Annotated in this window: 14 protein-coding genes; 11 read left to right on the forward strand and 3 right to left on the reverse strand. The window is 45.8% G+C overall.

What is annotated here, in order from left to right:
- The first annotated feature begins 294 nt into the window (after positions 1-294).
- Positions 295-1,362 carry a tetratricopeptide repeat protein gene (locus tag QUA33_RS14930; RefSeq protein ID WP_333149238.1) on the forward strand — a complete coding sequence of 356 codons (1,068 nt, stop codon included), beginning with the start codon at positions 295-297 and terminating at the stop codon, positions 1,360-1,362.
- A 345-nt stretch (positions 1,363-1,707) separates the two neighbouring features.
- Complete coding sequence (locus QUA33_RS14935; RefSeq protein ID WP_333149239.1) at positions 1,708-2,217, forward strand: N-acetyltransferase; 510 nt, start codon at positions 1,708-1,710, stop codon at positions 2,215-2,217.
- A gap of 242 nt (positions 2,218-2,459) precedes the next feature.
- Here QUA33_RS14935 and QUA33_RS14940 read toward each other — a convergent pair whose 3' ends face one another.
- Positions 2,460-4,037 (reverse strand): adenylate/guanylate cyclase domain-containing protein, encoded by a 1,578-nt coding sequence (locus tag QUA33_RS14940; protein ID WP_333149240.1) that lies wholly within the window; start codon positions 4,035-4,037, stop codon positions 2,460-2,462.
- Between the two features lie 89 nt (positions 4,038-4,126).
- Here QUA33_RS14940 and QUA33_RS14945 point away from each other — a divergent pair, with 89 nt between their 5' ends.
- The 9 genes from QUA33_RS14945 to QUA33_RS14985 all read left to right on the forward strand — a co-directional run bounded on the left by QUA33_RS14945 (position 4,127) and on the right by QUA33_RS14985 (position 10,671).
- A complete protein-coding gene (locus tag QUA33_RS14945) occupies positions 4,127-4,387 on the forward strand; it encodes a hypothetical protein (protein WP_333149241.1) in 261 nt (86 codons plus the stop codon).
- Positions 4,388-4,615: 228 nt separating this feature from the next.
- Complete coding sequence (locus tag QUA33_RS14950; protein ID WP_333149242.1) at positions 4,616-5,446, forward strand: prepilin peptidase; 831 nt, start codon at positions 4,616-4,618, stop codon at positions 5,444-5,446.
- 61 nt (positions 5,447-5,507) lie between these two features.
- Positions 5,508-5,723, forward strand: a complete 216-nt coding sequence (locus QUA33_RS14955) for a hypothetical protein (protein ID WP_190663571.1) — start codon at positions 5,508-5,510, stop codon at positions 5,721-5,723.
- Positions 5,724-5,960: 237 nt separating this feature from the next.
- A complete protein-coding gene (gene accD, locus QUA33_RS14960; protein ID WP_333149243.1) occupies positions 5,961-6,911 on the forward strand; it encodes an acetyl-CoA carboxylase, carboxyltransferase subunit beta in 951 nt (316 codons plus the stop codon).
- Between the two features lie 384 nt (positions 6,912-7,295).
- Positions 7,296-7,487, forward strand: coding sequence for a translation initiation factor IF-2 (locus QUA33_RS14965; protein WP_333068403.1), 192 nt, complete (start codon positions 7,296-7,298; stop codon positions 7,485-7,487).
- A gap of 145 nt (positions 7,488-7,632) precedes the next feature.
- Positions 7,633-8,121 carry a photosystem II cytochrome c-550 gene (gene psbV / locus QUA33_RS14970; RefSeq protein WP_333035576.1) on the forward strand — a complete coding sequence of 163 codons (489 nt, stop codon included), beginning with the start codon at positions 7,633-7,635 and terminating at the stop codon, positions 8,119-8,121.
- 154 nt (positions 8,122-8,275) lie between these two features.
- The gene (gene psbV2, locus QUA33_RS14975; RefSeq protein ID WP_190663568.1) at positions 8,276-8,776 is read left to right on the forward strand and encodes a photosystem II cytochrome PsbV2; all 501 of its coding nucleotides are present in this window, start codon (positions 8,276-8,278) and stop codon (positions 8,774-8,776) included.
- 125 nt (positions 8,777-8,901) lie between these two features.
- The gene (petJ, locus tag QUA33_RS14980; protein ID WP_333068405.1) at positions 8,902-9,240 is read left to right on the forward strand and encodes a cytochrome c6 PetJ; all 339 of its coding nucleotides are present in this window, start codon (positions 8,902-8,904) and stop codon (positions 9,238-9,240) included.
- A gap of 438 nt (positions 9,241-9,678) precedes the next feature.
- Complete coding sequence (locus tag QUA33_RS14985) at positions 9,679-10,671, forward strand: CHAD domain-containing protein (protein ID WP_333149244.1); 993 nt, start codon at positions 9,679-9,681, stop codon at positions 10,669-10,671.
- A 140-nt stretch (positions 10,672-10,811) separates the two neighbouring features.
- Here the strand turns inward: QUA33_RS14985 and QUA33_RS14990 are convergent, their stop codons facing one another.
- Entirely contained in the window at positions 10,812-11,309 is a 498-nt protein-coding gene (locus QUA33_RS14990) for a 2TM domain-containing protein (protein ID WP_333149245.1), read from the reverse strand.
- A gap of 169 nt (positions 11,310-11,478) precedes the next feature.
- Positions 11,479-12,315, reverse strand: a complete 837-nt coding sequence (gene crtA / locus QUA33_RS14995) for a cyanoexosortase A (protein WP_333149246.1) — start codon at positions 12,313-12,315, stop codon at positions 11,479-11,481.
- Between the last annotated feature and the right edge of the window lie 529 nt (positions 12,316-12,844).

Consider the following 12,844-nt stretch of genomic DNA (forward strand, 5'->3'; position numbering starts at 1 on the left):
CATAATATTTTTTTGGAAATATGTGTTATTTTTGACGCTCAGAGGACAACTTCATCATACCATAGTTCAGCAACGCCACAAAAACCAAGCCATGCGGTGTGAGATTTGAGATTTGAGATTTTGGATTGAAGAATAGGGAATGAGTGACTGTGTATGGGTTTGAAGCGCGGGCATACAGTTGCATTCTTTTTTGAAAGCGGTATCGGAACCTAGCGGCTGAAAAAAAAATCGGCAGGAACACCCCAAAGAGCTCTATCTTAATAGGTATAACTTGGCTCTTGGAGGACTCGATCGGTGAACAGCCGCTCTTACCACTTTAGCTATATCGCAGCTATAAGTCTTGTCTTATCGCCCGCACTCAGCTTGCTGGCAATTTCAGACGCTGGGGCTTATGCCTCAAGTATAAATGCGAGGCGGGCCAACGCTCGCGATAGCGCCCAGGCAACTGACCCCAAAACGCGAGCAGACGAACTTTTTGAAACAGGAGTAAAACAGCACCGCGAGGGTTTGTTTCGAGAAGCAATCGAGACTTTTGAGCAAGTTTTGGCAATCCGCAAGCAACTCGGCGACCAAGCCGGAATCGGAGAAACCCTCAATAATATGGGGGAAGTTTATGGCGAAATGGGTTTGAGGCCCAAAGCTTTGGAAGTTCTGCAGCAAGCTTTAGTGATTCACCGAGAAATCAGCGGAGGGCGTCGTATCGCGCGCACTCTCAATCTCATCGGTTTCGTTAACCGGATTGGGGACAATTTTTCCGAAGCGATGAAACTGCACCAAGAAGCTTTGGAACTTGCCAAAACTACTGACGACAAAATTGAAATTGGAGAATCCCTCCACAACATCGCGGCCGTGTACGCAGAACAGGCAGATTACGCCAAGGCGATCGAATTTTACCAGCAAGCGCGGACGATTCGCACGGCATCGGGCGATCGGCGCGATTTAGGCCGTACCCTCAATAACATGGGCGGCGTCTACTACAACATCGGGGACTTTAATAGGGCGATGGAATTTTATCACCAAGCCTTAGCAATTCGCCGGGAAATCGGAGACAGGGCTGGCGTCGGCCGCCTCCTCAACAACATGGCACTTACCTCTCGCAAACTCGGCAAAGATACTCAAGCGCTGATCTATTTTCAGCAAGCAATACCGATGTTAGAAGCAATTGGTGACAAGACAAGTATCGGACGCTTGCTCAACAATATGGGCGCAATTCATGAAAGTCTCGGTCAATATCCTCAAGCTCTCGAATCCTACGAGGGAGCTTTGAAAATTGCCCGCGAGGGCGGGGATAAAGCCGGAGAAACTAAAGCGATGGAGGGCATTAAGCGATTGTCTTCCGGTCAGCTTGTACCGCAACAATGACTGTTAAGCCGTTCGGGGTATCGGATGAAGATTAGACTTGCATTGCATAAGTCTTCGTCGATAGAGCAACCGCAGATTTAAGGCAGAGAAACACAGATAAACGCAGATAATTGAAGCGAGTGAAAGCGATTGAATCAATCTTGTCTATTGGAAGCGATCGACTTTGCCGACGATTTGGCAATCATCTGCCAGTAGTTGTGTAATTGGTTGCCAAAAATATATAACTAAAAAAGAGGAAAAAGGCTTCAGGGGCGCTATAATTTGATTAATATCGGGCGCGAAAGATAGAAAGAGTTTCTGTAGTAATTCGTCTGCCAGAGTGGCAAAAAATCATTAATCTAAGCTATGGATATCCGTACAGAAAATCCCGAAGATGTAGAAGCTGTTCGCAACATTAATATTGAGGCATTCGGGCGAGAAAATGAGGCTAACTTAGTCGAGCGATTGCGGGGAATTGCATCTACATTTTCCTTCGTTGCGGTACAATCCGATCGCGTTGTGGGACACATTTTCTTCAGTTCGGTTGTCGTTGAAGGAAAATGTTCTAGGAATTTGTCGATTCTGGGGTTGGCGCCAGTCGCTGTTCTACCCCACTATCAGCGACAAGGTATAGGAACACTGCTGATTCGGGAAGGTTTAAAAGAGTGCGGGCGATCGGGATTTCAGGCAGTGGTTGTGCTTGGTCATCCAGATTTTTATCCGCGTTTTGGGTTTATTCCTGCTAGCAAAAAGAGCTTGAAATGTGAATATGATGTGCCCGATGAAGCTTTTATGGTTTTGGAGTTAGAAAGTGGAGCTTTGGAGGATTGCAGCGGAACGGTGAAGTATCGATCGGAGTTTAGTCTATGCGAGTGATATTAATTCCGTCCTTCATCGGAATTATTCATCTCTCTCCGATCTCCCTCTGCGTTCTCTGCGTTCTCTGCGGTTAAATCATTCAGATGCAACCGGAACTGATCTGACAAAGTGGCGGTTTTTATTGTGATGTATCGTAAAAAATTATAAAAAAACATTTAGGAGTCAGAGTGCAAAGCGGTTGTGCTGTAATTGCATTTGTGAAGCATAAAACCTGTACAACTATTGTCCAGCCAAGTTATTTAAACGCCCGCTTTTCCCTTCTCCCCTTTTGCGCCTTGCAAAGCAAAAATCGGAGTCAGAGCAGATTTCCCCTTCAGAGAAACAGCTCCCAAAGCCTCGCAAATGAAGTTTAGCTCGATCGACTCACACACCCTTTCAGCAATCAAAATTTGGTTTTCCCCCGCCTTGCTCATCAACCGAGCAGCCGTATTTACCGTATCGCCGAGGATATTAAACTCCCTCCGCCCTCGCGGTTCCCCAACCTCAGCAGCAAACACCGGCCCCAGGGATAGCCCAATTTGACAGCTTACTTTTATTTCTTTACCCCCGATAATTACCGCAGGCCAAGCTGCAATCATATCTCGGATCGCAATTGCCGCACTAGCCGCGCGGCTGGCGTCATCCGTGTGAGCGTCGGGCACGCCAAAATAAATCAGCATATCCGAACCATTCAAGTGCGCCGTTACTTTTTGCAACACGCCTCCTTTAGCTGACACTACAGCATCAATCGACGCAAACACCCGAGAAAAACCCCCTACCAGATTGACTTCTTCCTCCAGCGAAGCTTTGTCCACAGACTCCGGTAAACCAATCAAGTTGACAAACATCACCGTCGGTTCGGGAAAATCCGGCGGTATTTTGCGCCTGTCAGCATTTTCTACCAGCAGTCTCAGGATAGTTTTGGGAATATAACTAGCAAGGGGTTCAAGCCGATTCACAGCTTCCCCGATTTCTTTTACCAAGCCCGCAACGCTGCGATCGAGCAATACCGAACTCGGCATCCGCCGCCCAGTCAAAGTGATATCATACTCTCCGAGTCGATCGTCCGTGAAATCGTCCGCCACCAGAAAATAACCCGGTTTCCCAACTTCAAAACGAAATTGCTCTCCCAAAGACTCTCTAGCAGTTTCAGTCACACACACCCGCCCCACAGTTCCAGATCCCTCAGCTTGCTTGGCTTGCTGGACTGAATGCCCCAGCAGTACGTGAGCCATCCGCAGGGGGGTACCGATGTCAGCACTAATGTAGCGGCCGCAGTGGATACCCACCCGCATCCTCAAAGACAAAACACCCCGCGCCGTTTCAATATTGGCAAATTCAGCCATCGCCCGCTGCATCCGCAAACCCGCCCGCACCGCCCTGGCTGTATCCTCTTGGTAAACCCCTGATAGAAACTGCACCAGCATCGCATCTCCGGTAAACTCCAGCAAATCCCCGCCCGATTTGCTGACAATTTCAATCATCGAGGCAAAATAGTCGTTAATCACGCCCAGCAGACTTTCAGCTCCCTTGCGCCCCTGGCTCGCATTCGCTTCCAACAGCGAGGTAAACCCTGCCAAATCCGTGAACAGCAAAGTGCCTGTTTGCCACTGGTAGCGCACCTCGCCCGGGTTGGGCGGAGATTCGGACACGGGCCGGGGTACGTAGTCGTGGAGGATGTAGCGCAGAGTTCGCAGGTGATCGAAAACTCCCATTAGCGTTGCGGGGGACGGATCTACCCACGCAGCAGCGTAAAGTTGAGCGGAAAGGAGCGATCGCAGTCGCAGTTCGATCGCAGCTAAGGGAGGATTGTAGGTTAATCTATTAATAATTTCCACCTAAGTTTATTCTTAAAAAATAAGGTAAGTTCGATCGCTCTAGAGGCAACACCAATAGCTCGACTTAATACCATTATGATAAGTTTCCAGTGAACCCATACCAACCAAACCCAGAACCGACGATAGAAACTTCCGAAAGTCACACTTTGCTAGCTCCCGATTTGATCCGAGCTGCTCGATCCGCCTATGGTATGTATCTAAAAGTGCATTCCGAGCAGATGCAGCGTCCTGCCGGTGTAGTTGTCAGTCAAGGAAGCGATCGAGGTCAGGTAATTTTTGCTTCGCAGCCCGTTTTGTTGCCCGGTGAACGTTTTGTTACTTTTGACGAAATTGAATCTCAAATGTATTAATTGGTAATTGGTCATTAATCATTGGTAACTAATATTATGCCCGCTCCTACGATCGCAATAAAATAGGTTTCTAGTGCATACCTAAGTTTTCAGGATTTTATGAAAACTTGCATTGTTGACTATTAACACCTTTTATGATGGGTAACTGACCGGACACGCTCTAAAAAACTAACAACTAACAAGTGACACATAACCACAGCAAACAATGAACAGTCAACAGACAAATTAATGGAAATTATATTTAATTGCCTTGTCACGGCGATCGTCTTTATTCTCGGATCGGCTATTGGCAGTTTTCTAAATGTGGTAGTCTATCGGTTGCCTGCGGGTTTGTCGGTGATCAACCCTCCTTCTCGCTGTCCCAAATGTTTAAATCAACTCAGAACTTACGAAAATATACCCGTTTTCGGTTGGCTGTGGCTGCGGGGACGCTGCAATCACTGCCACAGTCGGATTTCGGCCCGCTATCCGCTGGTGGAAGCAGCTACGGGTTTGCTGTTTTTGTTAATCTTCTGGCGGTTTGGCGTAACAGTGCAAACTCTGGGTTTTTGGGCTTTGTTTAGCTGGCTGTTGGCTTTGTCTTTGATTGATTGCGATACAATGACTTTGCCTAATTCTTTAACTCGATCGGGTTTGGTGCTCGGATTGGTTTTCCAGGTGGCGAAAGGTTGGTGGCCGACATTTAGTCCGATCGACTCGATACACTATCTGGTACTCGATGGGATCGCCGGATCAGTTGTCGGGTTGTGGCTGTTTGACGCGATCGGACTCGCCGGGACGATCGGACTGGGGCAGAATGCTATGGGGGCCGGAGATACCAAATTGGCCGCCTTGATGGGAGCTTGGCTGGGCTGGAAATACTTGCTGCTAGCGGGATTCATCGCTTGTTTAACCGGGGCTTTTGCCGGTGGCGGGGCGATCGCCCTCGGCTTGCTCGATCGGCGTCAACCCATGCCTTTCGGCCCCTTTCTGGCTCTCGGTGCAGCAATTACTGCTCTGTGGGGGGAAGCCATTTTATCTACTTACTTGCAGTTGTTTTTCCCGAATTTTAGTTTCTGATCGGCAGGTGGTCAGGTGCGATCTAACATAATATTGTCTCAAAAATTGGTAAAATTGTTCCGTGTCTTGGATTACACTTACAACTACTAGCTTTCGTTGGGAAGCGGAATTAATGCAGCAGCTCCTAGCTGCTCATGAAATCCCGGCCCGGATTGTAGACTTGGGCATAGCATCTTATTTGGGGGCTGGAAGTGCTACAGCCTTGCAAGTTCTTCCAGAACACCAGCGAACAGCATCGCTCCTCATCAGTCCAGTTGAAGAGGACAATAGTCAGTAGTGAAGTCTGTTGTTATTAGTTATTAGTTATTAGTTATTAGTTATTAGTTATTAGTTATTAGTTATTAGTTATTAGTTATTAGTTATTGGTGGCAGCTAACAAATAGCAGCTAACAAATAACAAATAACAAATAGCAGCTAACAAATAACAAATAACAAATAACAAATAACAAATAGCAGCTAACAAATAACAACAGTCAACAGTCAACAGTCAACAGTTAACAATTACCAAGTTTTAATGTCTCTATTTGATTGGTTTGCAAATCGAAGAAAATCAGTACCGAACTCCCAAGAACGGCCGGAACGAGAAATTGCGGACGGACTTTGGAATAAATGCGAAGCTTGCGATGCCCTGAGTTATACCAAAGACCTGCGAGCAAATCAAATGGTTTGCTTGGAATGCGGGCATCATATCAGAGTTTACAGTGACGATCGCATCGAGCAGTTGATCGATCCCAATACCTGGGAGCCCCTTAACGAAGGACTGCACGCCACCGATCCCCTGAAATTTCGCGATCGCAAAAAATATAGCGATCGACTCCGAGAATTTCAAGAAAAAACAGGCCACCTAGACGCCGTAGAAACAGGCATCGGCAAACTCGAAAATTTGCCAGTCGCCCTCGGAGTCATGGAATTTCAGTTCATCGGCGGCAGCATGGGATCAGTAGTTGGAGAAAAGCTAACTCGCCTCATCGAACACGCCACGCGGGAACGCTTGTCCGTAATCATTGTCTGCGCTTCCGGTGGTGCAAGAATGCAAGAAGGAATGCTCAGCTTGATGCAAATGGCTAAAATTTCCGGGGCTCTGGAACGCCACCGGGAAGCGAGACTGCTTTACATCCCGATTTTGACCCACCCGACCACCGGCGGCGTCACCGCCAGTTTTGCCATGCTGGGAGACATTATAATTGCAGAGCCAAAAGCTACTGTCGCCTTTACGGGCGGCCGGGTAATCGAGCAAACTCTGCGGGAAAAGCTGCCGGAAAATTATCAAACTTCCGAATACTCCTTCGCCCACGGTTTTGTAGACTTGATTGTACCCCGGACTCAATTAAAGAAAACTCTCGGTCAGCTCATCAGCCTCCACCAGCCCCAGCCTTTCTTTGCTGACTCGGAATTCCCCGCCCTCAATGGCAGCGACAACCACGCTTTGCCCCCACAGACTCACGCTTTCAAACTTTCTCCCTAAGCTGCTGCGCCGGATGATTGTCTGTTGGTGAGTGCGGGGCACAGAGGGAAATTTCTGAGGAATTGCTCAAAACCCGGCTTCTACCACAAATATTGAGTTTGGTAACGAGACGTTCACGCAGACACCGGGTTTTAAACCTCGCGCCCGCATTTCCTATTGGTAATAACGACCCAGCAGTGGGATGATATTGATCGGAAGTTGATTGGCCCTGAAGTTTGGCTGGGCAAAAATGCCTAGTCGCAGTTAGCGGTTAGTTAGCTTGCGATAGATCGAACAACATCTCAGAACAAACTAACAGAACAAGCTAACAGCGCTTTCTAAAATTGTCCGGCTTTCAGTTAATAGCCGTCAACTCAATTTTGACCTGTCAGCGACCTAAAAATTATGGGTTTTGCAGACCTGTCCATCGCAGAAATAGCAGAGGACTTCAACGTCCCTGTTGAAGACGTGATCCGCTTGTGCGATGAGTTGGAAATTGCCTACAAGCACCCTCAAACCCGTTTGGCTTTGGAGGATGTTAAGGCAATTATGTCCACTCTCGAAAAAAGGCGCGACTCAAAACTTATTGCAGATTAGCTCGCAAAATTCCTCTACCTTTAAAGGTATAGCTGCACAAACTTTCGCCAGTTGTTGCAGAATCAGGGAATTTTGAACAGACATCTGTTTGCCAGGTACGATCTCTTAGCGTTCAATAATTTGCCGGATTTTTTTAAGGAGAACCATGCTTAAAAGATATTTCATTGCTCTGACCGCTGTATTCTTGAGCTTTCAGTTATTTGTCAGCAGTGCGATGGCTGTCGAACTGAGTCCTGAACTTCGCACTGTGACTTTGAATGACAAGGGTGCTCCGGTAGTGCTGAGCCTCAAACAAGTTCAGCAAGGCAAACGCCTGTTTAATTCGGCTTGCGCTCAATGTCACGCTGCCGGCATGACAAAAACTGACCCGAACGTGAATTTGAGCCCGGAAACTCTGGCTTTGGCCAACCCGCCCCGGAATAATATTGAGTCGCTGGTGGACTTTATGAAAAATCCCACCACTTATGACGGGTTTGAGGAAATTTCGGAACTGCATCCCAGCATGAAGAGTGCGGATATTTTCGCTGAGATGAGAAATCTCTCGGATGACGATTTGTACGCGATTGCCGGTCACATTCTGTTGCAGCCGAAAATTGTCTCCAAGCAGTGGGCTGGTGGCAAAGGCGCTCGCTAATCGATTTTAGATTTTAGATTTTAGATTTTGGATGTTGGATTGGGAGAGGGCTGAAGTTCGGCAAGAATTGCTGGCTGGTCGTTTTTCGCTCTAACATCTGAAATCTAAAATTTACCTCCGGCTCATTGATTATCGCAAAAGGTTGTAGTCCCTCATGCTGCGTCGTGGTGCTTTTGTCTGCTTTCTGTTGGGGATGTTAATTATTTTGCCGCTCGTGCTGTTGGCTCCTCAACCTGTTTTGGCTGCTGCCGATTCTTACGTGAATAGGTATTTGCAAGCCAGCGAACCTGTGGCTCTGGAGTTGGACTCTGAGGGACATACTCGCTTGTTTTCGGCTCAGGATTTGTCTGCGGGCAAGGTATTGTTCGAGCAAAATTGCCTGAATTGTCACGTCGGAGGAGCTAATTTGCCCGATCCGACGATATCTCTGTCTTTGGCTGACCTCAAGGGGGCAACGCCTCCCCGCAACAACATCAATAGTCTGGTGGCGTATCTGAGAGAACCGATGACTTATGACGGTACTGAGGAGACTTTTTGGTGCCGCCAAGTGCCGGAAAGCTGGATGCCACAGGCTGAGATTGAAAATTTAGCGGCTTTTGTGATCCGGGCTGCTCAGAAAGCTCCGGGCTGGGGCGTGGAGAATTTTGAGAGTTGAACTGCCACTGCCAAAAAGTGGTAAATTACTCGGAAGAAGGCGATACGACTGCGCGATCGCGCCTGTTTTAACAGGTAAAATATCTAAAGAATCACCATTTGCGTGTCCATTAGAGGAGAACTGCGTTGAAAAGACTCTTATCGATCGCCCTGTTAGCGATCGCAATTTTTACCGTCGGCTTTGGCCGCCCTGCTTTGGCAGGAGATGCCGCTAACGGAGCTAAAATCTTTAGCTCGAACTGTGCTGCTTGTCACATCGGTGGCGGCAACGTGGTTATGGCCATGAAAACCTTGAAAAAGGAAGCTCTTGAGAAGTACGGTATGAATTCTCTCGAAGCTATTACCACTCAGGTAACTAAGGGCAAAAATGCTATGCCTGCTTTCGGCGCCAAGTTGAAGCCCGAACAAATCGAGGATGTAGCAACCTACGTGCTCTCGCAATCTGAAAAAGACTGGAAAGGCTAAACTGCCTCTTTGAAGTCGGGCAACCTGGGCGGGTTTGATTTAATTTAAAACTTGTCCTCCCGATCGCACCCTCTCTCACCCTTTGGCGAATAAACATCGGTTTGCAGCGATCTTAACCTATTTGGGAAAGCGCGCCAGAAATCCGATTTTTATTAGCTCAAGGGTGAGGGAGGGAAATTCGATTTTAGATTTTAGATTGAAGATTGAAGATTGAAGATTGAAGATTGAAGATTTTAGATTTTAGATTGAAGATTGAAGATTGAAGATTTTAGATTGCTAAATGCTGACTTTGTATAAATTGTCAAGCACCTTATATTAAGATTTATGTATGGAAGCGGGTCATAAATTGGGGGTTGTGTGCTAGGATATAAACCCTTTACTAGCAAAGCCTTGAAATCCAAATTAAAGTCGATCGGGGATCGGGAATCTACACCTGCCATGAACGTAAAAACATCAGCAAAAGTTAAAACTCTCGGAGACGCAGCATCTGGGGCGATTGAGAAATATTTCCGCAAAAGTGTAGCGCACGAGGCTGAAGTTATCAAAGACAAAGACGCGGAAGAACTTCATCAAATGCGCGTGGGATTGAGACGTTTGCGATCGGCTGTGACTGGTTTTGCTCCGGTTTTAGATTGGCCAAAAGAGGCTTCTGAACGTAAAATTGGTAAGGTGGGGCGGATTCTGGGAACTCTTAGGGATTTGGATGTGATGCTCGAAAGTCTCCAAAACCGCTATTACCAGAATTTGCCGGCTGAAGAACAGGAAGTTTTAGATAAAGCTTTGTTGAATTTGCTCAAACAGCGACACCGCGCTTTGAAAGGGGTGAGGGCGATTTTAGAGCACAAAAGCTACGAATCGCTGAAGCAGTCAATCGAGAATTGGTTGGAAGAACCGCAGTTTCAGGCGATCGAACATTTGCCAATTGCTGAGGTTTTGCCAGATTTACTGTTACCTCAAGTCAGTGAATTTTTCCTGCATCCGGCTTGGCTGTTGGGCACGGCATATGAAGATGGCAAAGTTAAAGTTGTTGATGATTTGAATGCTGAGGCTGTCGAAGAGAAGTTAGCAGCCGAGGGAACTATTCTGCACGATTTGCGGAAGCAAGCTAAGCGAGTTCGCTATTTGATGAATCTGTTTGGAGATTTTTACAGCGAGACTTACGAAGTTTATGTCGAAGATGTGAAAGCTGTTCAGGAATGTTTGGGCGATATTCAAGACAGTGAAGTTTTAGGCGAGTTTCTGACAGATTTTGTCGATCGCGATCTGAAAAAAGAGTTGCCCAAGTTGGCTGGTTTGTTGGCCGAAAATCGGTATGCAGCTTGGCAAAAATGGCAGCTTTTGCAGCGCAGGTATTTGAGTTCGGAAATCCGCCAAGGTTTTCGATCTGCTTTAATTCATCCTGTGGTTGAAGATGCTGCTAAGCTCAATTAGCCGTAACTATAACGCGCAGATCCCCGATTTATAAAAAAAGTCGGGGATTTAAAGTGCGATCGCGCCTTGGGAAGGAAAAGGGCGATCGTTTTTGAGTATGACGTAAAATAAAGGGCGATAGCGTTTTTTACCATAGCACATCACGACTGCAACCACTTCATAAACTTATTCGTCGCAGTACCAATAGACTCTCCCACCTGTTTCTTCAACCGCCACCGCTGAAACGCTTTTTCGTAATCTTCCCCTTCAGTTTGATAAACATTCCAAGCATTCAGCGACAATCCCAATCCCCACATTAGTAAAATGAACAGCGACCAAGAAAGCTCGTGCGAACCTGCTAGATTAAACAAAACTAAAAAAGTATTGATAATTGCGTACTTGGTCACATTTTTCTGCAATTTGCGACGACGGTAAGAGTTAAAAACCAGTTTTTCTTGAACTTCTCCTCTATTTGCTAACCATTGCTGTTCCGCCGCTACAATATCCTGTTCGGAAATGCCCAATTCCGCTGCAATCTCGAAAAGCTGGACTCTGGATAGTTCCCCTTCATCTTGTCGGCGTGCGATCGCAAGCTGTAAAATACCCTGAGCATCTTCTGAACCGTAAACTTGACTTATTTGATTTTCATGAGTTGCCATAACAAGTTTCCTATAATTCCTGACATCCTTTCTATGATAGATAGAGGCGCACTTAAACGACAGGTAGTGACATTGGCGGATTTCAACACCCGGACATTTGAGTGAGCGAGACTCCTCACTATGGTAGTGGAAATCTAAAAACCAATATCCTACATCAAATTGAAACTAATTAATTTCCCGAACTTTGACTAAGTTTGCTATCTCGTTTCAACATAAATTGATAAAATATCCCAAACAAAACCACTGCTATCATTCCCACAACTAAAGAACCTTCACCCTCATGCCAATATTTAAACAAATCTAGGCGATTAGATGCAACTAACAATGCCATTCCCGCCACTCTAAAAACATTAATAATAAAACCAAAAATAACAGCGGCACCTATTACCAAAGCCTTATTTTGTTTAGTAGGAAACATCACCAAACAAACTACAGCTAAACCTAATAAATAATTCATGGCCTCTATACCCGAACAACCCCCATTTACCAACACCCTTCCTGTAGGTAAAGCAACATAATTACAATCACGTGTTACATTAAAACCGATATACCACAAAGAATAATAAGCAAATTTAGCAGTAAGCGAGGTAATAAAATCCACTAAAGGTAACGTAATGACACTGGGGACGCCATGAAAAAATAGTATTACCAATTCACGCCAATATAGTTTTAAGTTATGAAAACCTACCGCAAGTAGGCTCAAACCTAAACCAGACAAAAAAGGTGCAAGTCTTAAAAAAGGATCGAATTTACTGGAAACCACAGCACTTTTAAATAAAATAATAGCTATTAATAGCGTCCCTGCTACTCTCGACCATAGGTCACTTTTTATCTCACTCTGTTTGAGAATATCCTGGTTGTCCCAAAGCAGGGAACCCACAGCGCACCAAAAAACTATACTCATCCAAAAATGAGCAATATCCCCCAGTTTCCAAAGGAGTGTCATATTCAGAGTTACTAAAGCTGTGGCGATAATGATGAGCCAAAAAAGTTTTCTCTTGAACATTTTAGATATTAATTGTTAGTTGATTGATGAGAGCAATACTTCGGACAGTTTGTGATTTTCAACCGTAGAATAAAGGTTTCCAGTCGATGCGGCAGTCGAAGTACCAACGAAAAATCCAGGGTTTCAGACTCGGAACTAAAAACAGTCCAGACTATTGTTAGATCATATCATAAAAATAGTAGGGGATGTAAACAACTCATTAGCTTGAACACCTCCTACGGAAAGGACTCGGAGGATTTTAAGGGCTGTAAATCTTTGAGATGAGTTTAGTAGACAATCAGGAATTTGATGGGTAGTGAAACTCAGATGCAACCCATAGCTCAGCATTAGGACACTTATGGAAAAGACGGCTACTCGAAATGATTGGTTGAATACCTAGCACTGGCTTATTCAGGCGCTATAAGCAAAGACTAACAAGGAAGTGAATCAACAATAATTAAAAATACGTAGTCTTAATAAGGCTTGGGTTTCTTGAGAGTAGACGCAATTGGCACAGCGCATGGTGTGACACTGAGGTTTGAGTAAATAA

The organism is Microcoleus sp. Pol14D4 (assembly GCF_036701245.1).
Lineage (GTDB): Bacteria > Cyanobacteriota > Cyanobacteriia > Cyanobacteriales > Microcoleaceae > Microcoleus.

Coding starts and splice junctions, on each gene's coding strand:
- QUA33_RS14935 (WP_333149239.1), top strand. CDS start 1,708: ATGGATATCCGTACAGAAAATCCCGAAGATGTAGAAGCTGTTCGCAAC.
- QUA33_RS14950 (WP_333149242.1), top strand. CDS start 4,616: ATGGAAATTATATTTAATTGCCTTGTCACGGCGATCGTCTTTATTCTC.
- accD (WP_333149243.1), top strand. CDS start 5,961: ATGTCTCTATTTGATTGGTTTGCAAATCGAAGAAAATCAGTACCGAAC.
- QUA33_RS14965 (WP_333068403.1), top strand. CDS start 7,296: ATGGGTTTTGCAGACCTGTCCATCGCAGAAATAGCAGAGGACTTCAAC.
- psbV (WP_333035576.1), top strand. CDS start 7,633: ATGCTTAAAAGATATTTCATTGCTCTGACCGCTGTATTCTTGAGCTTT.
- psbV2 (WP_190663568.1), top strand. CDS start 8,276: ATGCTGCGTCGTGGTGCTTTTGTCTGCTTTCTGTTGGGGATGTTAATT.
- QUA33_RS14985 (WP_333149244.1), top strand. CDS start 9,679: ATGAACGTAAAAACATCAGCAAAAGTTAAAACTCTCGGAGACGCAGCA.
- QUA33_RS14990 (WP_333149245.1), bottom strand. CDS start 11,309: ATGGCAACTCATGAAAATCAAATAAGTCAAGTTTACGGTTCAGAAGAT.
- crtA (WP_333149246.1), bottom strand. CDS start 12,315: ATGTTCAAGAGAAAACTTTTTTGGCTCATCATTATCGCCACAGCTTTA.